Origin of the sequence: Flagellimonas eckloniae (assembly GCF_001413955.1) — a bacterium.
Classification (GTDB): Bacteria; Bacteroidota; Bacteroidia; order Flavobacteriales; family Flavobacteriaceae; genus Flagellimonas; species Flagellimonas eckloniae.
The window spans coordinates 976405-1003280 of record NZ_LCTZ01000002.1 but is presented as its reverse complement, the minus strand read 5'-3'; the positions used below and the strand labels follow the sequence as shown (position 1 = coordinate 1003280).

The 26876-nt window shown below is 37.4% G+C and carries 21 protein-coding genes; 5 read left to right on the top strand and 16 right to left on the bottom strand.

From position 1 onward, the window contains the following. Nucleotides 1–51: 51 nt before the first annotated feature. The 5 genes from AAY42_RS04455 to uvrA form a co-directional block, all read right to left on the bottom strand. Complete coding sequence (locus AAY42_RS04455) at nucleotides 52–1224, bottom strand: hypothetical protein (RefSeq protein WP_055392789.1); 1173 nt, start codon at nucleotides 1222–1224, stop codon at nucleotides 52–54. A gap of 113 nt (nucleotides 1225–1337) precedes the next feature. Continuing rightward, on the bottom strand, nucleotides 1338–3278 hold the full coding sequence (locus AAY42_RS04450; protein WP_055392788.1) for an OmpA family protein: 1941 nt from the start codon (nucleotides 3276–3278) through the stop codon (nucleotides 1338–1340). Nucleotides 3279–3293: 15 nt separating this feature from the next. Beyond that, nucleotides 3294–4274: a PorP/SprF family type IX secretion system membrane protein gene (locus AAY42_RS04445; RefSeq protein WP_055392787.1), complete on the bottom strand. Its 981-nt coding sequence runs from the start codon at nucleotides 4272–4274 to the stop codon at nucleotides 3294–3296. Nucleotides 4275–4291: 17 nt separating this feature from the next. Next, complete coding sequence (locus AAY42_RS04440; RefSeq protein WP_055392786.1) at nucleotides 4292–9124, bottom strand: gliding motility-associated C-terminal domain-containing protein; 4833 nt, start codon at nucleotides 9122–9124, stop codon at nucleotides 4292–4294. Nucleotides 9125–9425: 301 nt separating this feature from the next. Further along, nucleotides 9426–12203: an excinuclease ABC subunit UvrA gene (gene uvrA, locus AAY42_RS04435; RefSeq protein WP_055392785.1), complete on the bottom strand. Its 2778-nt coding sequence runs from the start codon at nucleotides 12201–12203 to the stop codon at nucleotides 9426–9428. A 249-nt stretch (nucleotides 12204–12452) separates the two neighbouring features. Between uvrA and AAY42_RS04430 the strand changes: the two genes are divergently transcribed. Together AAY42_RS04430 and AAY42_RS18235 are read left to right on the top strand one after the other, a co-directional pair. Next, on the top strand, nucleotides 12453–13034 hold the full coding sequence (locus tag AAY42_RS04430; protein WP_055392784.1) for an RNA polymerase sigma factor: 582 nt from the start codon (nucleotides 12453–12455) through the stop codon (nucleotides 13032–13034). 72 nt (nucleotides 13035–13106) lie between these two features. Beyond that, nucleotides 13107–13250 carry a hypothetical protein gene (locus AAY42_RS18235; RefSeq protein ID WP_175288724.1) on the top strand — a complete coding sequence of 48 codons (144 nt, stop codon included), beginning with the start codon at nucleotides 13107–13109 and terminating at the stop codon, nucleotides 13248–13250. 29 nt (nucleotides 13251–13279) lie between these two features. Here AAY42_RS18235 and AAY42_RS04425 read toward each other — a convergent pair whose 3' ends face one another. Then, entirely contained in the window at nucleotides 13280–13942 is a 663-nt protein-coding gene (locus AAY42_RS04425; protein WP_055392783.1) for an endonuclease III domain-containing protein, read from the bottom strand. 57 nt (nucleotides 13943–13999) lie between these two features. Here AAY42_RS04425 and bcp point away from each other — a divergent pair, with 57 nt between their 5' ends. Beyond that, nucleotides 14000–14452 (top strand): thioredoxin-dependent thiol peroxidase, encoded by a 453-nt coding sequence (gene bcp, locus AAY42_RS04420; protein WP_055392782.1) that lies wholly within the window; start codon nucleotides 14000–14002, stop codon nucleotides 14450–14452. Between the two features lie 63 nt (nucleotides 14453–14515). Here the strand turns inward: bcp and AAY42_RS04415 are convergent, their stop codons facing one another. Further along, entirely contained in the window at nucleotides 14516–15976 is a 1461-nt protein-coding gene (locus tag AAY42_RS04415) for a hypothetical protein (protein WP_055392781.1), read from the bottom strand. Nucleotides 15977–16064: 88 nt separating this feature from the next. On the opposite strand from AAY42_RS04415, the gene AAY42_RS04410 reads away from it, so the two are divergent. Together AAY42_RS04410 and AAY42_RS04405 are read left to right on the top strand one after the other, a co-directional pair. Then, complete coding sequence (locus tag AAY42_RS04410) at nucleotides 16065–16829, top strand: MBL fold metallo-hydrolase (RefSeq protein WP_055397721.1); 765 nt, start codon at nucleotides 16065–16067, stop codon at nucleotides 16827–16829. Nucleotides 16830–16834: 5 nt separating this feature from the next. Beyond that, complete coding sequence (locus tag AAY42_RS04405) at nucleotides 16835–17329, top strand: hypothetical protein (protein ID WP_055392780.1); 495 nt, start codon at nucleotides 16835–16837, stop codon at nucleotides 17327–17329. Here AAY42_RS04405 and AAY42_RS04400 read toward each other — a convergent pair. The 9 genes from AAY42_RS04400 to AAY42_RS04360 form a co-directional block, all read right to left on the bottom strand. After that, the gene (locus AAY42_RS04400) at nucleotides 17326–17982 is read right to left on the bottom strand and encodes an alpha/beta hydrolase (RefSeq protein WP_055392779.1); all 657 of its coding nucleotides are present in this window, start codon (nucleotides 17980–17982) and stop codon (nucleotides 17326–17328) included. The two genes, AAY42_RS04405 and AAY42_RS04400, sit on opposite strands and share 4 nt — an antisense overlap. Nucleotides 17983–17991: 9 nt before the next feature. Beyond that, nucleotides 17992–18315 (bottom strand): magnetosome magnetite crystal formation protein family, encoded by a 324-nt coding sequence (locus tag AAY42_RS04395; protein WP_055392778.1) that lies wholly within the window; start codon nucleotides 18313–18315, stop codon nucleotides 17992–17994. Between the two features lie 4 nt (nucleotides 18316–18319). Continuing rightward, complete coding sequence (locus AAY42_RS04390) at nucleotides 18320–19573, bottom strand: dihydroorotase (protein ID WP_055392777.1); 1254 nt, start codon at nucleotides 19571–19573, stop codon at nucleotides 18320–18322. After that, nucleotides 19570–21492, bottom strand: coding sequence for a BatA domain-containing protein (locus AAY42_RS04385; RefSeq protein ID WP_245625588.1), 1923 nt, complete (start codon nucleotides 21490–21492; stop codon nucleotides 19570–19572). Before AAY42_RS04385 ends, AAY42_RS04390 begins: the two co-directional genes overlap by 4 nt. Before the next feature lie 105 nt (nucleotides 21493–21597). Further along, the gene (locus AAY42_RS04380; protein WP_055392775.1) at nucleotides 21598–22605 is read right to left on the bottom strand and encodes a glycosyltransferase family 2 protein; all 1008 of its coding nucleotides are present in this window, start codon (nucleotides 22603–22605) and stop codon (nucleotides 21598–21600) included. A gap of 40 nt (nucleotides 22606–22645) precedes the next feature. Next, on the bottom strand, nucleotides 22646–23098 hold the full coding sequence (locus AAY42_RS04375; RefSeq protein ID WP_055392774.1) for a hypothetical protein: 453 nt from the start codon (nucleotides 23096–23098) through the stop codon (nucleotides 22646–22648). 3 nt (nucleotides 23099–23101) lie between these two features. Then, complete coding sequence (locus tag AAY42_RS04370; RefSeq protein ID WP_082433322.1) at nucleotides 23102–24034, bottom strand: M43 family zinc metalloprotease; 933 nt, start codon at nucleotides 24032–24034, stop codon at nucleotides 23102–23104. 15 nt (nucleotides 24035–24049) lie between these two features. Further along, nucleotides 24050–24823: a sterol desaturase family protein gene (locus AAY42_RS04365; RefSeq protein ID WP_055392772.1), complete on the bottom strand. Its 774-nt coding sequence runs from the start codon at nucleotides 24821–24823 to the stop codon at nucleotides 24050–24052. A 73-nt stretch (nucleotides 24824–24896) separates the two neighbouring features. Next, entirely contained in the window at nucleotides 24897–26678 is a 1782-nt protein-coding gene (locus tag AAY42_RS04360; protein ID WP_055392771.1) for a tetratricopeptide repeat protein, read from the bottom strand. Nucleotides 26679–26876: the final 198 nt, after the last annotated feature.

Genomic DNA, 26876 nt, shown 5'->3' with positions numbered 1-26876 from the left:
GCGGATAAATCCAACTACGGGGTAAACAACTAACCAACCTAAAAACTATCTTTATTGTACTCTTGAACTTCTCGTTCTGGTACCTGTGTTACTGTTTCTTCTAGAACTTGTGTTTCCTGTACTTCTTTTGACAGTTGCTGAAGAACTTCTGGAAACTGTTCTTTTTGCTGTATTATTTCTACTTGCAACTGATCTATTTGTACTTTTTTGCGCCACAGGCCTTTTGTACGTATTTGTTGTACTTCTTGTGACAGTTCGTTGTGGTGTCCTAGTCACCTGTCTTTTAGTAACAGAAGTACTTCTTGGTGTACGGGTAACAGCTCTTTGTGTAACCGTATTCCCCCTGTTAGATCTTTGTACAGTAGTATTACCTCTTTTTACAGTACTTTGTCTAACAGTTTTGTTTCTGTTTACAGACGTTCTATCACCAGAGTTTCTAAAACCATTGTTATTAGATCGCGCAACTGTTCTAGAGCTTACCTCCCTGTTACTTCTACCATAGTCTGCACCTCTTCTTACATTGGTATTACGAACTACAGCTCTTTTGTCATTGCGATACACATTACTTCGTCTATTGTTCCTATTGAACCTGTATTCTCTTCCTCTCTGTACATAAGCACGTCTTACATTATTTCTATAAGGACTGTGAAATGAATATCGTAGTGGGTTATAATACCTTCTATATGGAGTGTTCCATACTGTACAGAAACCTATTGCAGGTCTTGCAAAATATCTGTGAAATGGTCTATAAACATAACCTCTGTTATAGATATTGATAAAACCGGTGTGGTGACTAAAAACTCCACCGTTATAAAAAACATTCAATCCACCAACTCTGCGTACACGGCCATTTCTATACCAAACATCTACACTTCCTATTTGAGAAACACGACCGTAATAATCATAATAAACAGGTATGTTTTCTACTTGGATTATAGCCCCATAATCGTCATATTGTACGAATGGGTTGTAATTGAATCCTGAGTTAAAGGTTACTCCAACATTTCCTATTCGTGCACCAACGCCAACATTGACACGGTTATCAATATAAAAATCAAATTCTCCATCGGGATATACAGAAAATGTAACTCCATTTTCTACAAAAATGAATGAGTTTCCATATCTATAAGAATTGCTTGTGGCAACCTTATCTTCCATGGTGGTTGCAAAGATACTTGGAGTACCTAAAAGAACCGCTGCTATAATGAGTACTAACTTTTTCATACTATAAGGTTTTAAATTCCGAATGCAACTATTTACATCCCGACTAGTTATTACCAAACAGCGTGCCAAAAAATAATTTAAGTTATAAATTATTGATAATCATAAAGTTATAATTATTTTTGAATTATAAACATTGATCTTCTATTCAACTGATGTTGTTCATCTGAACATCTTACCCCATTCGAGCATTCATTCAACAACTGGGTTTCCCCATAGCCTTTATATGTAAGTCTGCCGCCATCTATACCCTTGTTTATTAACCACTGCATTGTGGTCCAAGCTCTTTTTTCTGATAGATTCAGATTAAAACTATAGCTGGACTTGGAATCTGTGTGAGACTCGATATGAATTTTCAGTTGTGGATATTCTTTCATGGCTTGAAAAATCTTAGCTAATTCAATCTCTGCATCTGGACGTATTTTGTATTTACCATAGTCAAAATAAATAGGTTGCAGATTTAATCTACACCCAAGGTCTTCAACAGGACAATCTGGTGGAACCAATTCAATGTTTATGGTTAGATTATGTGATCCACGAGGAGTGGTAATTGTTTTTTCCGTGGGATTGTATTCTTCACTGTTATTTTCACCCCTAATAGCGTATTGTTTGCCACAATCCACAAGTCCTTCAAATTTGTATTGACCAATAGAATCCGTATCTACCTGGGATACTATAGTATTGTTTTCATCTAGTAGGGTGACCAAAGACCTATTTATTGGGTTACCGGTTTTAGCATCGGCAATCACCCCTTCAATATTAATTATCCCACATTTTTCCCAAATTCGATAAATATCATCGGAAACACTACCGGCATTTCCATCACGATTCGAAGAAAGATATCCAATTTGCTTTTCTTCGTTTATAATAAATCCAAAATCATCCTTATTTGTGTTTATTGGCTGTTTTAAATTAGTAACCTGTTTAAAATCGCCGTTTTCCTCCAAGGAAATTGCAAAAATGTCCAGCCCCCCTAAACTAAGGTGACCATCACTGGAAAAATAGAGGTTGTTGTTTTTACTGATGTAGGGAAAAGTTTCTCGTGCCTCTGTATTAATTTTGGCCCCCATATTTATTGGGGTGCTATACAAGAAATTCCCAGTAAGGTTTACATACCAGATGTCCGATTCGCCATAAGAACCTGGCATATCTGATGAGAAATATAGGCGTTCTTCATCTGGACTTAAGGCTGGATGGGCAACGGAATACGAATCACTGTTGAAGGGTAACTCTTTAATGTCTCCCCAAGAACCATCCTCTTGTTTTATCGCTTTATATATTTTAAGGCTTATGAATTTTTCCTTAGTCTTTTTTTTCTTTCCGTTGATATAGTTGTTTCTAGTAAAATACATGATCCTGCCATCATTGGTAAATACTGCAGAAGACTCGTGTAAGGGAGAATTAATAGCTCCTTTTAATGGTGTAGGTTTGGATAATTTCCCTTCTTCATCAATTGTGGCCTCATATAAATTTAAATAAGGGATTCCGTTCCATTCATGAATTTTATCTCCTTGGGTACTTTCAGATGAGGAAGCATAGACAAGTTTATCTCCAAAAAAGGATGGCCCAAAATCTGAACTGTACAAATCATTTGTCACGTTTTCTATCTCAAATGTTTTAGACTCAAAATCAACAAGACTGTCCAAGGCGGGATAATCCCGCACAAAATTCCTGGCCAAGTTTGTATTGGCTGATCGGGAGGAAAACTCACCCATTAATTTCTTTGACAGATAATATTCGCCAATACTTTTAAAGCTTTGCGCTGCCCGGTAGTAATATATAGGTTCCATGGTTTTTGAATATTTTTCCATTAAGTTTTTATACCATTTCACAGCTTCTCCGTACTCACCGTTAAAATAGTAGGTATCTCCTAATTTTTTGAATACTTGAGCCGATTCATAGCCAGCATCTACTACCTTAAGGTATATTTTCCGGGCATCGATATAGGCATATTCATCAAATTCTTCATTGGCTTTTTTTACCTTACTTTTTTGACCCTGCATTGCATAGACTATCAGGAACACTACTGCAGCTATCAATATTTTATACTTACTCATTTTATAAAAATTGCCTTAAAAGAATCTAGGAATCATAATCCTGTCTGATTTGTGAAAGATGTCGAATCGTAAAAAAACCTCATATGATCCATCACTATATGCTTCAATATCCGTTGATTGGTAATCATATGCCAATCCAGCAAAAATTGAATTTGAAAATTGGAAACCTAACATGGCACTGATAGAGGCATCCCATCTATAGGATGCTCCAAAGACAAACTTTTCCTTAAACATAAAGTTAGCTGAGAGATCCAATTGCAGTGGAGCGCCACTAACAGTTTTGACCAAGGTTGCGGGTTTAAACTTTAGATTCCTATTTAAATCAAAAACATGTCCAAGAATAAGAAAATAGTGAAGCCTTTCTACTGCTATACTATTGGTGTCTCCATTTTGAAATCCACTTTCATCAAAATGTTTGGAGTTTAAAAAGTTGGGAACTGACATTCCAGCATAAAATCTTTCAGTCTTAAAATATAGACCCGCTCCAACTTGGGGTTGTAATTTTTGATCTATGTTATTTTGGAAATTGGGGTCGTTGGGATCAAATACACTTAATTTATTAAAATTAACATCCAATAAATCAACTCCACCTTTTAAACCAAAAGATAATTTACCGGTTTGGGAAACGTCAATGGTGTACGAGTAGTCAACTGTTATATTTGACTCTACAGCTGGACCAATTTCATCGTGGACAATGGACAACCCTAACCCCATGCTATTGTACAAACCTATGGGAGCATTTGCTGTAAAAGTCAGTGTACGTGGAGAACCCTCAAGCCCTACCCACTGGCTACGTGCCAACATTCCGAGACTAAGCGTTTCCCTAGACCCAGCATAGGCTGGATTTATCACCTGGGTATTGTACATATATTGGGTATACTGGGAGTCTTGTTGACCAATACAATATAAGCCTGCAAAAACATGCATTATCATGATTACCGCTTTCTTTTTCTGCATATATGGTTTTCTCTTGGCCAGGTCTTGTAGGTTGCTCATGGTGGTAAGGTTGACTGCTAATCCCTGTTAATATATAGATAGCCGGAATAACTTTCTTTACCCGGATTGTTTGATGAAAATGTTAAAATATAGAAATAGGTACCAGTAGGTAATGATCTGTCTTCAGCAACGGTTGCCCTACCAAAAGAATTACCTGAAAAAAGATTATTGGCACTTCCATACTCTTCAGCTTCATATACCAACACTCCCCATCTATTATAGATTTTCAAGCTATTATCTGGAAAGTTTTCTATACTTCTAATTCTGAAAAAATCATTGACACCATCACCATTTGGAGTTATTCCGGTAAAGATTTTAAAATCAGAATCACCAATGGTGCCTCCTAAGCAAGCTTCTATGACTGATACCCTAGTAAGATTATCTCTGGTAAATAAATCACTGTCGGAAATGTCGTTGACAATAAAATTTTCTTGCTCTACTACATTTGCGGTTATTGTGGCCTGATTTTCAACGAACCCTATATTTAAGTCTTCTTGGGTTATTCCATAAACAACGGTGTATGTCCATTCTTCATCGACCTCCAGGATGTCGTTGTCATTGTCATCACCGGAAAGAGGCCCCTCTATCGGGTTTTCAAAAAGATCATCACGCAGGAGTAACCCGGTCAAGGGCTGATTTCCTAAATTGGCTATTCTAAATGTATATCGAATACTCTCCAGGCAACCATCTTCATTTGAATCAAAAAGTACTCCTGCTTTCACCAACCCTATTCCGGCGGAAGTATTGATACAAGCTCCAATAACGGATATGCGTGTTGGGTCATCCATGGTATATGTACTTTGATGTGAAAAATCCGTAATAAAAGTATCTGGCAAATCGGTACGGTAGGCAGTGACCATGGCCTGATTTTCTACAAAGGTCCTATCAATATCTTCTTGGACTATGGGACGCACCAGATTATAATTCCATTGTTCTCCAATATCCAAAATTTCATCTTCATTGGGGTTACGGCTATTAGGTTCCGTAAGGGTAATGCCAAAAAAGAAATCCTCTAAAAGAATATTTTCAAGAGCAATGTTCCCTAAGTTCTCAACAGTGAAGAAATAAAGGACTGAATCGTTGCAATTGTCATCATCAGAATCAAATAGACTAGCCGTTTTTATCAATCCTATAGAAGCCGTGTCATTGAGGCATGCGCTTGATACATCTGTGTTGGTAGTGTTAGAATCGGAAGTCACATCAGTAGTGCTCCCAATGGGTTCCGCTAAAACACTTGCTTGATTGATTCGATGTTGGGGAGAGTTATCAATATCAGTCTGGGTTATAAAGTAGGTGGCAGTAAAAACCCAATCTTCCATCTGGTCTATTTCGTTGTCGTTATCAAGATCACCCGGGTTAGGAGTAGGGGCAGTAATAGTATTGCCCAAATCGTCTGTCAGCAAAATCTGACCCAAATCTGCACTGCCAATGTTGCTAACCGTATAGGTGTAAATTATCCTATCATCGCATCCATCATTGTTGCTATCTGAAAAGGAATCTAAAAGAGTTACGGATACAGCCGCAGAAAAACTAGCACAGGCACTGGAGAGGTCTATGTTATTTTGATCATTGTCTGAAACCTGGAAGGTACTGCCCAAAGGTTCCGCAATAACCGTTGCATCACTAATCAAGGGGGTATTGGCGATATTCTCTGGTGTAATATTGTAGGAACCGGTATAGGTCCATTCTTCACCTACCTCTAAAATACCATTGGTATTGATGCTTTCGTCGTTTGGCCCGATCACTGGGCTTGGCAATTGGTCGTCCGTGAGTACAACGGTGTCCAGACCTACTTGTCCAGTGTTGGTGACTACGATTGTGAAGTCGATGGTATCCGGGCAGTTGTCCGTATCGCTGTCCGAGAGACTGTGGGTCCTGGTCAAGGTGATTTCGGCAGTGTCCGCACAGGCCCCAGAGACATCATTATCGTTGTCCTGATCTAAGTTAGGAGAGGAGGGGTGCGAATCATCCACTACTTGAAAGGTGCTACCTATATGTTGTGCCCTGACATCAGCTCCGCTAATCACATTTATTCCATCAATATCTGCTTGGTCAAGATTATAACTCCCAGTATACTCCCAAGTTTCACCGCTGTCCAGAATAGTATCTCCGTTTCCATTTGAAAAAAGGGCAGGAGGGTTGATTAACAGATCATCATTAACCACAACATTGTCCAGAGGCGCATTTCCTGTGTTGGTCACTTCAATGGTTATGGCTATGCGATCCATGCAAGTGTCGCCACCACCATCTTCTAAAGTGGTACTTCTTACTATCGAAACACCTACGGTATCGTCACAGGCACCTGAAAAAAGAATTTCATTGTCAGCATCATCTGCTGGGTCTGTTGGATGGGAAAAATCCTGTACTGGAAAGTTCCCCACAACGGACAGTGCATCTACAACAGCCTTGCTAAAAACATCGCCACCATCAATATCTGTTTGGCTTATGTCATAGGAACTGGTATAGGTCCATTCTTCACCCACCTCTAAGATGCCATTAGTGTTGATGCTTTCGGTATCCGGCCCAACTACTGGGCTGGGCAATTGGTCATCCGTGAGTACCACCGAATTCAAATCCAAACCTCCAGGATTCGATACTCGTATAGTGAAATCGATTTGGTCGTTGCAGCCATCCGTATCGGTGTCCATCATTTGCAGGACTCGAGTTACCGCGATGGATGGACCATCGGCACAGGCCCCTGGAATATTGACAACGGTGTCGCCGACATCGGTTTCGTCAATGGGATGGGATTCATCCATGATAAAAACTGCTATACCAACAGGTTGTGCCGTGACCCTTGCTCGCCCTGTTACACTTCCAAGTGTTGCGTCCGGTTCAGTGATGTTATAAATACCAATTCCATCATATTGCCAAGTTTCACCAATGTCCAAAACACCATTTACATTTATGCTTTCATTAAATGGTCCAGCAGTAATATCATTAAGTTGATCATCATGCAGATTCGTAATGTTAAGATCCATACCTCCAAGATTATGTATGGTGAATGTATATTCTATTTGATCGTCACAGCCGTTTGCATCGAAATCAATGGTTTGAACAAAAGATTTGGTGACTCCAACTTCAACAGTATCATAGCAAGTTCCTGAAACATTCGTTACGGTGTCAGCGTCATCATCAAAAAGGGTATGGTGGGAAAAATCCGTGATGGTAACCCCAGGAGCAGGATCTGCAAATACCTGTGCTTGTCCTGTTACATTAACTCCAATAACATCCATTTCGGTGATATCATAGATGGCTCTGTATTCCCAAACTTCGTTTACTTGTAATATACCATCGGTACTTATACTTTCTGAGAATGGCCCCGGAACATTATTGCCCAATTGTTGTAGATCATCGTTAAGCACTATATTATTCAGGTCAATATTACCCTCATTCGACACTCTAAAGGTGTACTGTATAGCATCATTACAACCATCTCCATCATCATCTATTAGACTTGTGTCCTCCTTAGTAAGCCCAATAGCAGCAGTATCTGCACAGGTCCCGGAGACATCCACAGAAGTTAGTCCTGCCGAGGTGAAATCTGTTTCATGGGACAGTTCGTCAGGAACCTGCGTAAGTGATCCAACAATTTCACTGGTAAGGGTAGCTTGGTTTTCCAAGGGAGAGTTGTCAATATCAGTTTGGTCAATATCATATCTGGCTGTGTAAATCCATTCTTCCCCAATATCAAGCTGGTTATCACTATCAGCATCGCCATTATTCGGGTTGGGTAAGCTTATCACATTGTTAAGATCATCGATTAAAGATGTTATGTTCACATCTACATTTCCTGAATTGAGAACGGTATAGATGTAATCAATTGCATCAGGACAAGTGTCTGCGTCGGTATCTACGGGTAGGGCCGCCGCGTTCAATAGCATTTCAACCACAGGATTTTGACATGAAGCTATGTCAATTATGGTAAAATCATCGGATTGGGAATCGCTTGGATGTGAAAAATCAGTAATGATATCTCCTGTCGCATCGATTTCCACCTCTATTTCAGCTTGGTTCTGTACTTCTCCTTGTTGTAGATCATCTTGCTGGATGGTATAAAGTGCGGTGAATTCCCAAGCTTCCCCAGGACTAAGTTTACCATCACCTCCATTATCAAAGATGGGCCCATTAATGGAACCGGGACCCAGTATTGGGTCATCAATTTGTATGTTTTGAAATTCCTCTGGTCCCAAACTTTCATTGGCGACAGAAAAAGAATATTCGATGGTAGTACAAGGCACAAAACCTGCGGGGTCCAATAGCCCGGTCTTGATAAGTGAAACCCTGGGTTGACATTCACTAATATCAATTATTTCGTCTCCATCTCCAAGAGGATTGCTTGGGTGCGAATCGTCAGTTATGCCTCCAATATTTGAGCTTGCACTTACGGTTGCTTGTTCTGCTCTCACTTCACCGGCAACTCTTTCCTCTGACGTAATGGTATAAGAAATAGTGAATATCCATACCTCACCATCATCCAGAAAATTATCGGTGTTGATGTCACCAATATTATTATTTAAATTGATATTAAAAATTCCCACTGATGGATCACTCAAGGTGACAGCTTCAAAAGATTCCCCGTTTGTACTTTCGTTGGTTACGTAATAGGTATAATCAATAGTTGTGCAGGGTTGGATTCCGGCTCCACCAGGATTTAACACTCCTTGCTTAACCAAACCAATTATTGGGGCATAAAAAGCTGTAGAATTGTTACTTGATTCCTTTATGGATGCACGATGTATCGATGTAGTTTTGGGATTGTTATTATTGAACACAGGCTTAAAACTTGTAGCAACTAAAAAAAACGGGACAAGCAAAAATGTAATGGGATATTTTTTTATTTGCGCCATATGGGAAGAGTAGAAGAACATAAGATTAAGGCATTGATTTTAACAGCTATAATTTCACACCATACTTTTCTGGTTTTAACTAAAGAGCAAAGCATTAAAGAGTTCAATCAATGAAAATAGGGTAATGGAAAAAGGGTAGCAGCTACAAATTCACAAAGACTGGTTGGTATTTGACAAAAGCGAGGTTTGGATTGACGCCATTTTTAGATGGAAATAGCACAGCGCAGATAATTAGGCCTTAAAGAATAAGTGCTAGACATTGATTATTGAAACCTTAGCGTATAGGATTTACGCCTTAATATTATATCTTGGATTGTAGATATTTAGCGGTAATTGATTCCGGATTTTGAACCAGCTCTTCTGGAGTACCGTCAGCAACTAAATGTCCACCGTTTTCTCCACCTTCAGGTCCAAGATCAATGATGTAATCTGCACATTTGATCAATTCAATATTATGTTCGATTACGATTACTGAATGTCCCTTTCCAATTAATTCATCAAAGGATTTAAGCAGTTTTTTAATGTCGTGAAAATGTAAGCCTGTGGTAGGTTCATCAAAGATGAACAAGGCTTTTTCTTTGGTATTTCCTTTCACCAAAAATGAAGCTAATTTTATACGCTGGGCTTCACCACCTGAGAGGGTAGAGGAGGACTGTCCCAAAGTAACATACCCTAAACCAACATCTTGAAGCGGTTGAAGTTTGTTTACAACTTTTGCTTGGGAATGAGTTTTAAAATGGTCAATAGCTTCATCTATTGTAAGATTTAGAATGTCGTCAATACTTTTACCTTCGAATTTAACTTCAAGAATTTCTTTTTTAAAGCGTTTTCCAGAGCAAACATCACATTCCAAATGCACATCGGCCATAAACTGCATTTCTACTGTGATTTCTCCTTCTCCCTTACATTTTTCACATCGACCTCCGTCAACATTAAAAGAAAAATGTTTGGGCTGATACCCTCTTAGTTTACTTAACTTTTGCGACGAGAACAGCGTGCGGATATCATCATAGGCCTTAATATAGGTAACGGGGTTGGAACGTGAGGAACGCCCAATGGGGTTCTGATCTACAAACTCCACATGTTTAATATGGGAATATTTGCCTTCCATTTTAGTGAATTGTCCCGCTTTTTCACCATAACCTCCAATTTCTTTTAGAATTGAGGGATATACTATTTTCTTTACCAAGGTGCTCTTGCCACTTCCAGATACTCCCGTAACCACGGTCAGTACATTTAAAGGAAAGGTTACATCAATATTTTTAAGGTTATTTTCCCGGGCTCCTTTTATTTGAAGGTATTGTTTGGAATTTCTACGTTCCTTTGGCACTTCAATTTCTTTGGTGCCATTTAAATAATCCGCAGTCAAGGAATTTGATTTCAAAACGGCATCCAAACTTCCAGTGGCCACTACTTCGCCACCCAAGGTTCCTGCTTCTGGACCTATATCTATAACTTCATCGGCCGCTTTCATAATATCTTCATCATGTTCCACTACAATAACGGTATTCCCCAAATCCCGAAGGGATAATAATACTTCAATCAGGTTTTCGGTATCTTTTGGGTGTAAACCAATGCTTGGCTCATCCAAAATATACATGGAACCCACCAAACTACTTCCCAATGAAGTTGCCAAGTTGATGCGTTGACTTTCACCTCCTGAAAGCGTGTTGGATTTTCGATTAAGGGTCAGGTAACTTAGGCCCACTTTACTTAAAAAGTCTAATCGCGTAGTTATTTCTTTGAGTAAACGCTTGGCAATTGTAGTATCGTGTTCCGATAATTCCAATGCTTCAAAAAATGGTGTCAACTTTTTGATGGGCAATTCAATCAAATCAGAAATGGAATACCCTCCAACTTTTACATAATTGGCTTCTTCCCTAAGCCGCTTGCCTTTACAAACCGAACATTTGGTTTTGCCTCGATAACGGGAAAGCATCACTCGGTTTTGAATTTTATAACTTTTTTCTTCCAGCTGTTGAAAAAAGGCATGTATTCCTGTAAAGTGTTCATTGCCATCCCAGACCAATTGTTTTTGTTCTTCGGTAAGTTCAAACCAAGGTTTATGTATTGGAAAATCAAATTTATAGGCAGTATTGACCAATTCATCCCTGTACCAACCCATACTTTCACCACGCCAAGGGAAAATTGCTTTTTCAAAAATAGATAAGGCCGTATTGGGAATGACCAAATCTTCATCTATTCCAATGACGTCTCCATAGCCTTCACACTTAGGACAAGCTCCATAGGGATTATTAAAACTGAAGAGATGCACATTAGGTTCTAAAAACTTTAAACCATCCAATTCAAACTGATTGCTAAAAGTTTTTGTTTCATTGCTTTCCAGATTTTCAATGGCACATCTCCCTTTACCTTCAAAAAAGGCATTGTCCACTGCATTTGCCAAGCGATTGTAAAAGTCTTCATCATCTTTTACAATAACTCTGTCTACAACTAAATCAAAATTTCTACCAATATCCGTTGGAGCTTTGTCTATTCGAATAACTTCTCCCTTATATTTAATTCTGGCATAGCCTTGTTTGGAAAATAACTCAAGGGACTTTAGGGGTTCACGTTCTTTAGTTATGGTTATGGGCGCAAGCAATAACAACTTGGTTCCCTCTTCTAATGGTTTTATATAATTGATTACATCGGTAACGGTGTCCTTTTTTACCTCATTCCCGGATACGGGGGACAAGGTTTTACCAATGCGTGCGTATAGTAACTTTAGGTAATCATAAATTTCAGTAGTAGTACCAACAGTGGATCTAGGGTTTGTGGAATTCACTTTTTGCTCAATCGCAATGGCGGGAGCTATACCTTTTATATAATCAACTTTTGGCTTATCCAGTTTTCCCAAAAATTGTCGTGCATACGAAGAAAGACTCTCCACATAGCGACGTTGTCCTTCGGCATAAAGTGTATCAAAAGCTAAACTAGACTTTCCAGAACCCGACAATCCTGTAATGACCACAAGCTTATTTCTAGGTATAACTACATCTATGTTCTTTAAGTTATGCAGTTTGGCACCTTTTATGATTATATTTTGCTTTGGATTCACACTATTGATAGTCGCCATATGTTAAAATTAGGGTACCAAAGATACAATACCCCCCACTTAATACGTATATTGTATCAGTTAACATCTAAAAATGCCCAAATCACAACATTGTTTTTTCATGGGTATACTGTTTTTCTATATTTGATGTGTAATTAAAAAACTGATAGGCCTATACAGAAATAATTACTTTTTTAAAATTAAGCTAAAAACTAAAGTCTTTCTTAACACAAGGAGGGGCTACTAATTTTAACCAAAAAAGTAATTTGTATGGAACTACAGATTGATGACTCGATATTAGTAAAAAACTACATTGCCGGAGAGGAAAACGCACTTGAAGTCCTCATTAACAGGCACAATCAAAGAATTTCTAGTTTTATTTATTCAAAAGTGATGGATAGAGATGTTGCAGAGGACATCTTCCAGGACACTTTTATTAAAGTAATCAAAACACTTAAGAAAGGTAGATATAGTGAAGAAGGTAAGTTTTTACCTTGGGTAATGAGAATAGCCCATAACCTTATTATCGACCATTTTCGTAAGAATAAGAGAATGCCCAAGTTTGAAGGGAGCGATGACTTTAATATCTTTTCCGTTATTAAGGACGATAAACTAAACGCTGAAAAGCAGATTATCAAAAATCAAATAGATAGTGACCTTACACTTTTAATTGATGAATTACCTGAAGACCAGAAGGAAGTTTTGTTAATGCGTATCTATAAGGATATGAGTTTTAAGGAGATATCTGAAAACACCGGGGTAAGCATAAACACTGCTCTAGGTAGAATGCGCTATGCCTTGATCAACCTTAGAAAGATTGTTGAACGCAATAATATCGTTTTAACGAATTAATCTGCATTCCAACGAACACAGCAATATTTCAATTCTAGCGGCGTTATCTAATTGTAACATTAATGCTAGAATATGGAAAACATTTACTCTGAAGAACAAGAAACTGTAAAATCAGTTAAGGCAAGACGAGAAACCATTGATTTCTTGTTGAGCTACTCTAAATCGATTCAAGTAGTTGATTACAAAAGCCACAAATTTGAAGTGACATTGAATTAACAGCTTTAAAAAACAAAAAAGAGCCGCAATTAGCGGCTCTTTTTTGTTTTATAGTAGTCGTTCAACACTGTTTTTCTTCCAATTGTTTTGGTAATGATGTCTTTTTCAATATCCCAACCTCTAGCCGGAGAGTATTCACGACCGTACCAAATTATTTGAAGGTGTAGCTTATTCCATGTTTCTTCTGGGAATAATCGTTTTGCATCTTTTTCCGTTTGCACAACATTTTTTCCGTTACTAAACCCCCATCGGTACATAAGTCTATGGATATGTGTATCTACTGGAAAGGCAGGAATACCAAATGCCTGTGAAACAACTACACTTGCAGTTTTATGGCCAACGGCCGGTAATTCTTCCAATAATTCAATGTCTTTGGGAACTTCACCCTTATATTTTTCAATCAATATTTTTGACAATCCATGAATTCCTTTGGATTTCATAGGGGAAAGCCCGACAGGTTTTATGATTTCCCTGATTTCATCCACCGTGAGTTTTACCATATCATAAGGATTATCTGCTTCCGAAAACAATAATGGAGTAATTTTATTTACTCTTACATCTGTACTTTGCGCTGATAACAAAACTGCAATTAACAATGTATATGGGTCCTTATGGTCCAATGGAATTGGAATTGTGGGATATAGTCTATCCAAAGTAGCGGTCGCAAAATTTACCTTGTCTTGTTTAGTCATTTTTGTTTAACTTTGAATAAAATATATTAAACAATAAAATTAAAAATCATATTGCATATGAATACCTTAAAAGTAGGGGATAAAGTACCTGAATTTTCTTCGAAAGACCAAGATGGAAATACAATAAGTCTTAATGATTATAAAGGAGAAAAATTGGTTGTTTTTTTCTACCCCCGAGCAAATACACCCACATGTACTGTTGAAGCCTGTAATATAAACGACAACTATGCAAAGTTGCAGAGTGAAGGGTACAAAATACTTGGCGTAAGCGAGGATACAGAAAAAAAACAATCAAACTTTAGCAAAAAATTTGGGTTTCAATATCCACTATTAGCTGATGTTGACCATACAGTAATTGATGCGTTTGGCGTTTGGGGTCCAAAAAAATTTATGGGCAGGGAATTTGACGGAATCCACAGAATGACCTTTATTATTGATGAAAATGGAGTTGTAGAAAAGGTAATTGACAAAGTGAAAGCAAAGGAGCACACTTCGCAAATTTTAAATTAGCAATTATAAAAGCATATCCAACGGCATTTTTCTTTTAAGATAAATGCCGTTTTCTAATAAACGCTATACTTCTTCCTTCTTAGGAAATGGTTGTTTTCTGGTGAAAAGTTGTTTATCCTTGATCATTTCTGCAATTCCCTCAGGTAACATTTCCTCCCAACCTTCTTCACCGTTTGTAATACGTTTTAGAACATCTCTTGAGAATATGTGCATGATATCAGGATCATAATCAATAATATCCATCACCTTACTGTTATATTTAAAGAATTTATACAATTCTTTCATTCTTGGATGCACCTTTATATTATTGCTGGTCATAACCTGACCGGTAGCAGCATCCTTCATAGGGTATAGATAGACTTTAAGATCCTTAAAGAACAATTTACCAAATGCTTCCAAAATCCCTCCACTTAGGTGTCGATAGTATTTTTCATCAAAAATGTCGACCAAATTGTTTACCCCCATGGTCAATCCAATCTTTGATTTAGTATAATTATTAAAATACTCTACCAACTTGTAATATTCTTGGAATTTGGAAATCATTACAGAATGTCCAAGAGAACATAGAAGTTCTGCCCGGTCCATAAAATCTTGCTCGTCAATTTCCCCGGAGGCTTTAAGATTGGAAAGGGTAATTTCAAAAATAACAATGGTATTTTCATACTCAACCGTCGGTTCGCGCACAAAAATATCATAGGATTTTTGGAACATATCCAGGTTCACCTTGGTAACAGGTCGAAAACTACCACGCAGCGCCAAGATATTTTTCTTGTACAATACTGAAGCTGGCAATAAATTATGGCCATCGGGTCCAAACATAACCGCATCGGTCATATCATTTCGAATAAGTTGCAGACTCATGAGCCTATTGTCAACCTCTTTGAAATTTGGTCCGGTAAAGTTTATCATATCAATTTCTATAGTATCACTGTCAATGTGATCGTATAGATATTTTAAAAGTTTTTTTGGTTTATGATATTTAAAAAATGCACCATAAATAAGATTCACCCCAAGAGTTCCTAATGTTTCTTGTTGCAGCCTTGCTTCAGTTTGTTTAAAACGAATATGTAATACAATTTCATCATACTCCTTTTGTTTGGGATCTAACTGGAAACGTATACCTATCCACCCGTGACCTTTATAGCGCTTTGAAAAATCAATGGTTGCCACAGTGTTCGCAAAAGAAAAGAAAAGGTAGTCAGGATTGTTCTCCCTACTAATTCGTTCTTCCACCAAACGCATTTCGTGCGCCAACATTTTCTTTAATCGCGATTGGGTAACATACCTTCCATCTTCCTCGGTACCATAAATGGCATCACTAAAAGATTTATCATAAGCACTCATTGCCTTTGCAATGGTTCCTGAGGCTCCACCCGCCCTAAAAAACTGACGTGCCGTCTCTTGTCCTGCGCCAATTTCGGCAAAGGTTCCGTAAATGTTTGGATTAAGGTTTATTCTAAGGGTTTTCGCCTTTATAGATGGAATATTTTCAAAAGAATTAATCGTATTGGAAGCAGTGGACATATCCAGTAGTTTTGTATGAACAAAGTTACACTCTTAATCAAATCTATTAAATAAATAAGTTATAATTTTGGATTTAATGGATGATATGATGACCATTACTTTTTTGGGGACGGGAACTTCACAAGGAATCCCTGTTATTGGTAGTAATCATCCAGTTTGCCTAAGTAAGGATCCACGGGATAAAAGGCTCCGGGTTTCTGTCCTAATTTCTTGGAAGGATTTCAATTATGTGATTGATTGCGGCCCCGATTTTAGACAACAAATGTTGACCCATTCGGTTGGTAGGTTGGACGGCATTCTATTTACACATGAACATGCAGACCATACTGCTGGAATAGACGATATTCGGCCTTTTTTCTTTAGACAGGGAGATATCCCCATCTATGCCGATGAACGAGTTATAGAAGCTTTGAATATAAGGTTCGATTATATTTTTGCTGATGAAAATAGGTATCCCGGAGCACCTGCGGTTAAGGTGAATACGGTAGAAAAAAACAACCCTTTTTATTTAGAAGATGTTAAAGTAACACCAATTGAAGCGTATCACAATAGACTTAAGGTGTTTGGCTATAAAATAGGCGGATTTGTGTATCTAACTGATGTGAAAAGTATGGAAGACGACCAACTCCACAAGATAATGGGTACGGAAATTATGGTTGTCAATGCGCTTAGGGAAGAACCGCACCATTCTCATTTTAATTTAGAGGAAGCTCTTGAGTTTGCGAAAAAAGTAGGTGCAAAAAAAACCTATTTTACACATATCAGTCACCTAATGGGCTTTCATGAAGAAGTGGAGAAAAAACTTCCAGAAAACGTTTTTTTGGCTTATGATAACCTACAATTGAAGATTTAATTACCATGAAAAACAAGATATTTCTTTATCTATTTGTATTTGCCGCATTGATTGTATTATATCAGTTTGTAAGTACCAACAACCTTCAGAAAGCGCTAAACTCTAAAATTGACAAGCTTTCCACAGAGGTTACGGATTTGAAGGATTCCCTACAACAATCACAACTTAAAATATTGGATATTCAATATTTTTCCTTGGAAAACAACGATGATGCATTGGCGTATTACGACCATCTGGAATTGAAAAACCCAGCGCGCTATATTGAGGATAAACTTTTGGAAACCAACGAAAAAAAAGGGAACAATCCTTTGGTGCCCTATGATGGTATGGAAAGTGATTTTAAAATCAACAAAATAAAAGTGCTAAATCACAAATGGTTGTTGGCAGATTTTTCAGATGGAAAATATTGGGGGGACCTCGTTATCAAATATGAACTTAAAGATGATTTAAGTGTGGATTTCACTTTAGTGGACCACTTGCTGTACACACGGAGCAATTAAATATTTTTCACCAACCATTCTTTAAAAGAATAAAAGTTCTGTTGGGATACCCCATGACCTATGGGAAATTCCTCATAGGTATGGTTAATATTCATTTGCTTTAGAAAGTCTGGTGTTTTTTGCGCCCACTCCAATGGAATTACTTGGTCTACCTGACCGTGAGAGGCATAAATATTAAGTTGGTTATGATTCTTGTCCTCATAATTTTCCAGCAAAATATTTTCATTGATATATCCGCTTAACGCGATTACATTCTTTATTTTTTCTGGAAAGGATAGCGCTACGCCATAACTCAAAATAGTACCTTGACTAAAACCCAAAAGAGTTATGTTATCCGCGTCTAAATTATAGGCTTCAATGGCTTCATCAATAAATGTGACTATTTTGTCCCTAGATTGTTTCGCTTGTTCATCATCACTCCATTTTCCTTGTTCAGCATCAAAATTTATAGCGTACCAAGCATGGCCAAAAGGGTCTAGGTCATAAGGGGCTTTAAGGGAAAATATGGTTAACTCTTCAGGTAGTTCAGAAGCAAATGAAAACAAATCCTCTTCATTACTCCCATATCCATGAAGCATAAAAACAGAAGGTGATTTATCTGATTTGACAGAAGGACGTAACAAATATTCTAAAGATAATGGGGTGGGGGACATTTCTTATTTTTACGGAATAAAGGTAAACCATTTTTGAAAATATTGCCCAAGTACCGGAAGCAATTGTTGCCTATTTTTTAGGGCTGCCAGTAATCCATATACCCAACAAAAAATATAGATTGCCCAAAGAAGAAACCATCCAGAATCTATTCCGGAATAGTTCAAGAAAATGGAAAATGAATGATATAGTAAATGAATACCGAATGCCTGGCGAATATGAAACCGGGCAAAGCTATTTTTTGGTTCCATATTCATGGTCATTGCAATCAATGCTCCAACTATGGTAATGTATGAAATTATGGCTGTGGTATGCCCAGGGGTTGAGTTGCCCAAAATTTTATATTGAGAGTTGATTATTGTTGATTATTCCGTAGATTTTTCCTTTTAGTTTAGATTCAAGAAACATACTGTTCTTGGAAGTGGATTTAATGTCATCCAAATTAAATACTGCCTCCAAGTCTGGGTCAAAAAGAGTAAGACATGCTTTTTCACCTTCCTTGAAAACAGGAGAGGCAATGCCAAAGCGTTCACGACCTTTGGTTAAAAGGGATATGGCCATCTCTAACCCGCAAATTTGATTCAAGCTGCCAAACGCCGACTCCAATCCAATGGTTCCGTTGGTAGCATTATCAAACTCCACTCTCTTCTCTTCAATATCAATAGGGATATGGTCCGAAGTCACAAAATCAATTACGCCATCTTTTAAACCCTTAATGAGTGCCTTACAATCCGATTTACTGCGTAGGGGAGGAGAAACTTTATAGTTGGTGTCGAATTCCTCCAAATTTTCATCTGTAAAAACGAGATTGTGGATGGCTACACTACAGCTTATATCCAAACCTTTCTTTTTGGCGTTGGCAATAAGTTTCACCGAATTGGCTGTTGAAATTGTTGGAATATGAAGTTTTCCACCAGTATATTCCAAAATGAACAAATCTCGGGATACCTGAAGTTCCTCTGCTAAATCCGGTATTCCTTTAAGCCCAAGTTTGGTAGAGACTTCTCCCTCATGCACCATGCCCTTGCCTTTTATCTGTCCATCCTGAGGAAAAGAAAATACAAGGCCATCAAAATTTTGCGCATACAAAAGTGCAATCTTCAAGAGGTTTGGATTGGGGATTTGCTTTTTGAAATCATAAAAAGCAACTGCTCCTGCATTCTTCATGTCAAAGAGTTCCGCCAATTCTTTTCCTTCAGATTTTTTGGTCAAACTACCTAATGGATATAGGTTGGTACTATTCGCTTTTGCCCTTTCTTTTATAAAAACAATATCTGAACTAGTATCTGGTATAGGATTGGTATTAGGATTCAACAAAATATCGGTAAACCCACTGGTACCGGCTACATGAATTCCATTATCAATGGTTTCCCGCTCTTCAAAGCCAGGCTCCCCAAAACTTACGCTACTATCAAACCAGCCCAAAGAGACATGGAGATTCTTATAATTGATTGTTTTACTGTTTGAAGGTGAATCTATAGAAACGGCAATCTTTTCAATGACTCCTTTTTGAATTAGAATGTCCCGCTTTTTTAAATGCAAAGCCTTGTTTTCCGGGCATACTATTTTTGCAGATTTCAGCAGAATGTTCATGTAACAAATTTTTGAATGATTACTTCTACAAGCACAAGAAGCAGCGCTAAAATAACAAACCATTTCCAATATGCGGTAATGCTATTTTCTGCTTTTAAGAATTGGAACAGGGAAGCTATGGAATCTTGAGCGGTCACGTCCTGCATGGAATCTATATCCAGGTAATCAAGTCTGCTCTCTTCTCTTGGGAAATTAAAACTAATGTTTTGAACAGGTTCACCTTGGTTTGTAATAGTAAATATTCCATCCTCAGTTGGATTTTCACTAAAAGTCAGACGAACCTTGTTGGGAAATGTTTGTTGGAGTGGAATAAACTCGTATGTATTTTTTGATACCTGGATTATATTATCATTCCCAATAGTTACCGGAATATCTAAAGTATTTGGATTGGCCAATATATAATATGAGCGAGGTGTTTTAAGACTATATGCCGCCATATTATAAAAAGTAGGCACTATTAAAGGTGAATTCTTGAAATTTGAATTACCAGCTTCCAACGAAGAAGAAAAAATGTAAAACCCATCAATTCCAGATAGAAAAGCATCGTTCCCTTCCAAAGCAAGTATTTTGGGTGCTCTAGATTGTATTTTATAATATTGTTCGGTGTATGGATATTGAAAATTTGTCACCGTTTTTTCAAAAACATTTTTATACAGCGGATGCTCAAAAGAAATTGAGGTTATCTTTTTATTGATGTGATTATTTTCAACAAACCGGGTTGCCATAAACCCTGATAAAAACTGATTATAGGAGTCAAGATTTATATCTGGAGCAGGAACTATAATTAAGGTGCCCCCATTTTCCTTGAATGTACGAAACACCTTTTGTAAGCTATTGGGTATGGTTTTTTGACTATCTAAGATGACTACATGTTGCTCATCCAAAGCACTGTAATCCAATTGATTTAGAGCATATTTCTTAAAACTAAACTCATCTGAGGTAAATAAACGCTCTAAATAATCGTCATTACTCTCGCTTATGCCCATTACTTTTATGAGCTCTTTTTTATTTATATTGAAAAAGAATTGATTGTCATACGACAGGCTATTGTCAACAATTCGTAATTGTCCATTTATTTCTTGGTTTCCTGGAATTGAAAAAACAACCTCAGACTTACCGTTCTGTTCAAATTCTGCTGCAGTTTTGGCAATAAGTTGTTCTCCATTGTAAACAGATACCGGAACATTCTCATTAGAATTTCCTCCAGAGAGATAGACATTTAGCGTAGATTGTCTACTTAAATTATCTTCAATAAATAAAGAATCTATTGAAATGTTCCTAGTTTCTTTAGGTTGAGCTGGAACCACATAAGTATTGATTTCCGAATTAGAATTGGTATTTGCCATTTCCATTCGAGTCTGAAAATCAGAAATCAAAATCAGGTTTTTATTGGAGTTGTTCTGTTTTGAAAATAGCGTGTTAGCCTTTAACTGAATTTCATCCCGTTTCAATTGCTTATGGGAATAGGAAAGCGATAATAAATTATTCTGGATGTCCTTGATCGTAACGTCTTTATAGGTCCTTTCATTGGTGAAAAGGCTAAAAACACTTTCTGGATCAATGTTTCTAACTAAATCTTGCACGGCTTTTTCTAAAAGTGAAAAACTATTTGTTTTGGCCTGCATGCTAAACGAATTATCCAAATACACAACCGTTTCCTTTTCTTGTAAGGCAGTTTCCTTGGAAGAAAAAGGTTGGGCAAATGCCAAAACTAGTGCAGCCAAAACCAGCATTCTTGTAAGGAGCAATAACCACTTTTTAAGGGTATTGCTTTTTCGGGATTCAGAAACCACTTTTTGCAGCATGGCTACATTGGTAAAAGGGGTCTTTTTAAAGCGCCGTAATTGAAAAAGATGGATTAAAATGGGAATTAAGAGGAGTAATAAGGCCCAAAGAATTTCTGGATGTTTTAACTGCATTCCCAACTTAGATTGGACAAATATAGGGATTAAAACAATTTTGATGCGAAATATGTACTGTTAAGACTTTTGTAATTTAATTGAACCAATTGCCAAACGGTACTGTTAACAAAAAAAGAAGTAATCCTTACCGGATTTTTGCGCTATACTTGAGAAGAAGTTCACTATTTCCACTTGTGCCTTTTCATTGGCTACAGTAATGATGCTTTGTGGGTTTTTCAGCCTTTCCAAAGCCTTAAAATGGACTAGTTCTTTCCCGTAAATTTTCTTTCCTATTTTCTTTGGATTATCACATAGCCAAACAAAGTCAACACTATTGTTTAATAATCCTTTGGCAATGGATTTTCCTTTATATCCAGCTCCCCATAGGACCAACGGCTTTTTAGTGTTATGGTCAAGCTTTAAAAAATAATGCAACTTAATTTCCAAAAAATAGTTTTGGGCATAGTGCTCATGAGTTCTGGAGGTTCGTGTGTCATAGTCCCGCCAAAGATGCAAAACCCGATCACAAGGAATAATTTTCATTCTTTTTTCATAAAATCGAAAAGTAAGGTCGTAATCTTCTGGGTATCTATTAGGTTTAAAAGCCCCACAAGTTTCAAAATCTTCCTTAAAAACCATCCAGCAGGGAGAGGGAATTACACATTCTTTATAAATTTCCGAATAGTTTTCCCCGGCAGCTGTCAACCTATTCAGCCATTTTTCATATCTATCATATCCATCGCTAATTCCTTTGTCAGAAAAATAGGTTACTTGGCCAACCGCTATATATCCATTCCCTTCTTGTAACAAGGATTTCACCATTATTTGAAGCCGGTTTGGTTTCATAATGTCATCAGAATCCATTCTTGTAATAAAACCTCCAGAACTGTTCATGTAGGCAGTTCGAAGAGCAGGGATTATACCATTCCCATTACTTTTTAAAACTTTTATCCTCTTATCTTTTTTGCTATACTTGGCAAGCAACTCAAAACTTTTATCCTTGGAGTTGTCATCAACAGCAATTACTTCCCATTTTTTATAGGTTTGATTTAGAATCGAATCCAAACACTCACGAAGAAAAATTTCTGTATCCTTAAAAGGTATAAGAATACTAACAAGAGGTATCTGCATGCTTGCAAATTACATAAAATCGAAAGTTTATGGGCTGAGTTTAACCGAAGGGGAGTAAATCTGGCGGTACAAAACCAGTTTTGGCTTTTTTGGAAAAAATGAGATTCGAGCTATAATGTTTCAACAGCAATTCCTTAAATGAAGTTAGTAGCCTTGGAAATTCAAGAAGAAAGTCTTCAAAACGGTTTGATTTTGACTTTAAGATATAATGACGCATTATTTTTATTGAAGATACTGTAATGCTATGATGAAATTTATCTCCTGCTCCATGGATTTCGTCAAAATCTTTAATCTGTTTACAGATTATTTCAATTGCCACTTCCTCTTCATATAAATTAATATGTATCCATGCCAAACGTAAGTGGGCCTCATGGGTAAAAAGTTGGGGAGAAAGGGCTGTGGTTTTAAATAACTCTTTAAACTCCCCATCATTTAATTGGGAGTGATTGGTTATATTCCTAGTTCGATTAAAATTTGGATAAGCACAGGACATATACTATAGATTTTGTGGCGGTTGTAACCCCTTACTTGTTAAAAGAGAATTGCGTCCAGGGTCATTTTCAAGCACATAATGCATTCTAGCTATTTGGTCTTTGGTAAAAACGTTCATCACATCATCTTCGCTCCAGTTCATATAGTTTTCTATCATAACCATTTCCCCTTGGCAGCCCATAAATGAGGTGTCACCATGAACAACCCTGTCCACAGCTGGTGTGTCGTCACAAAAATCATTGAATTCACAGTTATTACCTGCCCAAGGGTGCAAAAGTCCTAAGTAATGTCCCATTTCATGGGTTACCGTTCTCCCGTACCTTGCATGGCAGGCAATTTCGGATTCTCCAAAGTGCATCCAATTGATTAACATTCCTTCAGCGTCATTCGGACCGGGTACTGCCAATAGATCATTACCTGGAAGATCTGTATTGGGGCCGGAAGAAATACCTAAGCTAAGGCACATCACCTCTTCCGGAAGTGGCGTTACCCAGATATTAATGTATTGGTCCGGTGGCCAGTAGTCGTATTGTGCGTAGTGGGTTTGGCTATACCCCATATCTGGAACGGTAACCGTTGTGGCATCTATTCTATTGATCCCGTTTGAGGACTTACCATCAACGGTTTGTTTGGCCAGCACAAATTCAATCATAGAGTCGGCACTTTCTGGATGATTGTTAAAACCCCTAGTCCCTTCCTTCCTCCTAAAATCTTCATTCAGTATTTCTATTTGACGTAGAATTCTTTTTTCTGAAAGGTTAGGACCTTCTCCAACGGCTTCACCATTATGGATTATGTGGACCACAACCGGAAGGAAAGCCACTTCCGGGTTGGATTCTGGTTCTTCCGGAGGCATTCCTTCATCAGTCTTGGAACAAGCAAGTGCCATGCATAGCAAAAGAGTCAAGGCTAACTTTGGGTTTTTTTTCTTTTTCATTATAATTTTTTAATTCTATGATTCCTTAGAAACATCTTTGAAAGTTAACATATCCCATATTTTGGTAGAAGCTCCATGATAAAAACCGGTTTCATTCTCATAGCCCTTCGGATTTTTAAAGGTTCCGAAGATGATGTCGAATAAGGGAATATCCGAATAATTATAGGCATGTATTCCCTTTGCATGATGAACGGTATGCGCTTCGGGTCTTTGAATGATATAACCCAACCAAGCCGGAGTCCTGATGTTGCTATGTTGAAAAATGGCCAAAAATGTGGTGATTAAAATAAATAGGGTAGCAGCCTCAGCAGTAAACCCAGCTATTACAACCAAACACAGGCTTCCCAAAAATGTAAAGCCAATCATATCCATTGGACTAAAATAAAACGCCCCATAGCTGTCCATTCGCTCTGCGCTATGGTGCATTTGATGGAATACTTTCCATAGCTTGTCATTTTTGTGCATGCTACGATGCCAGATATAAAGTCCAAGTTCATAAATCATAATGCCAGCAAAAGCGCCCCATCCGGCCCCTAATGAGGTCAAATCAAAAACTTGATATTCCACCAGGTAGGTATCCCAAATAAGTGGAAAATAGGTTGATAAATAGAAGAATACGGCAAAGGAGGTAAGCCCCCTTAATTTCCAAAACTTCATTTTAGGAAGTTTTCTAGCAGGAAAAATAGCTTCCCATAGCATTAAAATTCCATACATGCCCAATATAATCAATGAGATAGGGTCAATCAATACTTCCCACGGATTGGGTAAGTTTTGTAAAATAGATTCCATTTTTTTGTTTTAAAGTGTTTACTATACTGGCAAAAGTTTTTGCCTCACAATGTAAGTTTATACAGTAAGCGTCTTAAATGATCCATTCATGCACAGTATCTGGAGTATAACAACAAAAAGTGCCAGTTTTAATGGTGTTTGATAAATGTTTGGCTAATTGAGGGTGGACGTTTTCAACTTTTTTTATTGAATTCCTGATACGCCACGTAACTGCCGACCTTGCTTTTTCAAGAGATGATCCAACTTTTCTGGTTTTTCCAGCCATTCCTGTCACCTTGGACAAATGGTCCATTAAGTCTTCATATTCTTCTCTTAATTCATCAGCCTTTATGAAATCGTTCATTTCTTCAGCTTCACTAATTTCAGATTGAAGGGTACGTATTCTTTTTTTGTAATCATTCAATGCCTGGTTATCGACAACCGGAGAACCATCACTATCCAATACGGTACCCATAAGTTCGGAGCAATGGAACTGCTTTTCTGGTTGTCCCAATAGTTTTGCAATATCATGAAGTCCTTTTGAATCTTTTAGGATAGCAGATTGCCCTAAATAGTTAAGTTCCCAAAATTCACCGTTGATAGCAAAGCTTCCTCTGGAATCAGATTTAGGTTTTGAAGGATTATTGGCTACAACTGTAACTTTTTCCGTTGTTATGAACTCCCAAAAAGGTTCTAGGTTGGTTTTGGTTTTATATGGATTTACGATTTTTTGCCAATCAATAGCTTTCTTGACAGAAGGCTCTATTCCATTGTTGATATTCTTTTGAAACAGGCTGAGATATTGTGTGAAGTACTCCTGCATTTTATCAAACTCAGAGAGATGGTAATATGCAGCGGCTAAAAATGCGGGGAAATCTGTCCAAATAGACGGATTGGATACTTTTTCACCAAATAGTATAGATTTTTCATAATCTCCCAATTCAAAATAGATAAAAGAAGCTTGTGGAAAATATGCGTCAGGATGCAAAGGATTCAAGTTTTTGGCTTTAAGATATAGCTGTTCTGCTTCTTCTGCATATCCTAAATAAACCAAATAAAAAGCAATGAGGACTAGGTTGTCGGCATCATTTGGATTCATCCTAAAGGATTTCCTAAAATAATGTTCCGACTTGTGGTAATCACCTAAGTAAAGAAATGTTCTACCCAAGACAGCCAATGAAACATAATCGTTTTCATCAAGATCAATTGCCTTTAGGGCGTACTCATGTGCTCCTTTTTGACTGACATCCCATCTATCCCAAAGTTGACAACTCCACTCATTAAAATACGTAAGTGATATCCCTGTGTACGCTCGCGCAAAATGGGAATCTATCTCTAAAGCCGCCTCAAAATGTTTTCTTGCCGCAAAATCACTTTCAACCGTACCCTTTTTTAGCAAGTTCATACCTAACAACCAGTTTTCATAAGCAGCAAGCTCAACAGATTCTTTTTTATAGGAATATGAAAGTAAATCATGGTCTATTTGTTGTTGCAGAACACTTACAATTTGCTGCGTAATAACATCTTGTGTATTTAATATGGATTCTAAAGATTCATCATGGTTGCCTGCAAAAACAACTGTGTTGTCTCTTGTTCTTATAAGTTGAATTCCAATCCGATATTGATTGCCTTTTGAACGAAAGCTGCCTGTTATGATATAATCCGTTCCTAAAAGAGACACTACGGCATCATCTGAAGGGTCTGTTATATTCTGGGTAGAGTATTGGGATATTACCGATAGCCCAACAAATTTTGAGAAGTTAATTATAAGATCTTCCGTGAACCCATAGATTATGGGATTGAGATCACCTATTTCACCAATAAGTTGAAATGGTAATACGGCAATTGTAATCTCCTTATTATCAATTAATTCCAAACAAAATCAATTTTAAGTGACAAAGATATAAAATGATGGATTTGCAATAAACCAATCCTTCATAAAGGGTTCTGCCAATTTATAGCATAGGATGCATTTTTTCCAAAAAGATAGCAGCTGTAACCATTTACTTTTGATAATTTATAAACCTCTCAAAATTAGAAAACTATGTTATACGTTTTATAGAGATGTATAAAT

Excerpts from the sequence above, each read along its gene's own strand:
- AAY42_RS04455 (WP_055392789.1), bottom strand. The coding sequence starts at position 1,224 with ATGAAAAAGTTAGTACTCATTATAGCAGCGGTTCTTTTAGGTACTCCA.
- AAY42_RS04450 (WP_055392788.1), bottom strand. The coding sequence starts at position 3,278 with ATGAGTAAGTATAAAATATTGATAGCTGCAGTAGTGTTCCTGATAGTC.
- AAY42_RS04445 (WP_055392787.1), bottom strand. The coding sequence starts at position 4,274 with ATGAGCAACCTACAAGACCTGGCCAAGAGAAAACCATATATGCAGAAA.
- AAY42_RS04440 (WP_055392786.1), bottom strand. The coding sequence starts at position 9,124 with ATGGCGCAAATAAAAAAATATCCCATTACATTTTTGCTTGTCCCGTTT.
- uvrA (WP_055392785.1), bottom strand. The coding sequence starts at position 12,203 with ATGGCGACTATCAATAGTGTGAATCCAAAGCAAAATATAATCATAAAA.
- AAY42_RS04430 (WP_055392784.1), top strand. The coding sequence starts at position 12,453 with ATGGAACTACAGATTGATGACTCGATATTAGTAAAAAACTACATTGCC.
- AAY42_RS18235 (WP_175288724.1), top strand. The coding sequence starts at position 13,107 with ATGGAAAACATTTACTCTGAAGAACAAGAAACTGTAAAATCAGTTAAG.
- AAY42_RS04425 (WP_055392783.1), bottom strand. The coding sequence starts at position 13,942 with ATGACTAAACAAGACAAGGTAAATTTTGCGACCGCTACTTTGGATAGA.
- bcp (WP_055392782.1), top strand. The coding sequence starts at position 14,000 with ATGAATACCTTAAAAGTAGGGGATAAAGTACCTGAATTTTCTTCGAAA.
- AAY42_RS04415 (WP_055392781.1), bottom strand. The coding sequence starts at position 15,976 with ATGTCCACTGCTTCCAATACGATTAATTCTTTTGAAAATATTCCATCT.
- AAY42_RS04410 (WP_055397721.1), top strand. The coding sequence starts at position 16,065 with ATGACCATTACTTTTTTGGGGACGGGAACTTCACAAGGAATCCCTGTT.
- AAY42_RS04405 (WP_055392780.1), top strand. The coding sequence starts at position 16,835 with ATGAAAAACAAGATATTTCTTTATCTATTTGTATTTGCCGCATTGATT.
- AAY42_RS04400 (WP_055392779.1), bottom strand. The coding sequence starts at position 17,982 with ATGTCCCCCACCCCATTATCTTTAGAATATTTGTTACGTCCTTCTGTC.
- AAY42_RS04390 (WP_055392777.1), bottom strand. The coding sequence starts at position 19,573 with ATGAACATTCTGCTGAAATCTGCAAAAATAGTATGCCCGGAAAACAAG.
- AAY42_RS04385 (WP_245625588.1), bottom strand. The coding sequence starts at position 21,492 with ATGCAGTTAAAACATCCAGAAATTCTTTGGGCCTTATTACTCCTCTTA.
- AAY42_RS04380 (WP_055392775.1), bottom strand. The coding sequence starts at position 22,605 with ATGCAGATACCTCTTGTTAGTATTCTTATACCTTTTAAGGATACAGAA.
- AAY42_RS04375 (WP_055392774.1), bottom strand. The coding sequence starts at position 23,098 with ATGTCCTGTGCTTATCCAAATTTTAATCGAACTAGGAATATAACCAAT.
- AAY42_RS04370 (WP_082433322.1), bottom strand. The coding sequence starts at position 24,034 with ATGAAAAAGAAAAAAAACCCAAAGTTAGCCTTGACTCTTTTGCTATGC.
- AAY42_RS04365 (WP_055392772.1), bottom strand. The coding sequence starts at position 24,823 with ATGGAATCTATTTTACAAAACTTACCCAATCCGTGGGAAGTATTGATT.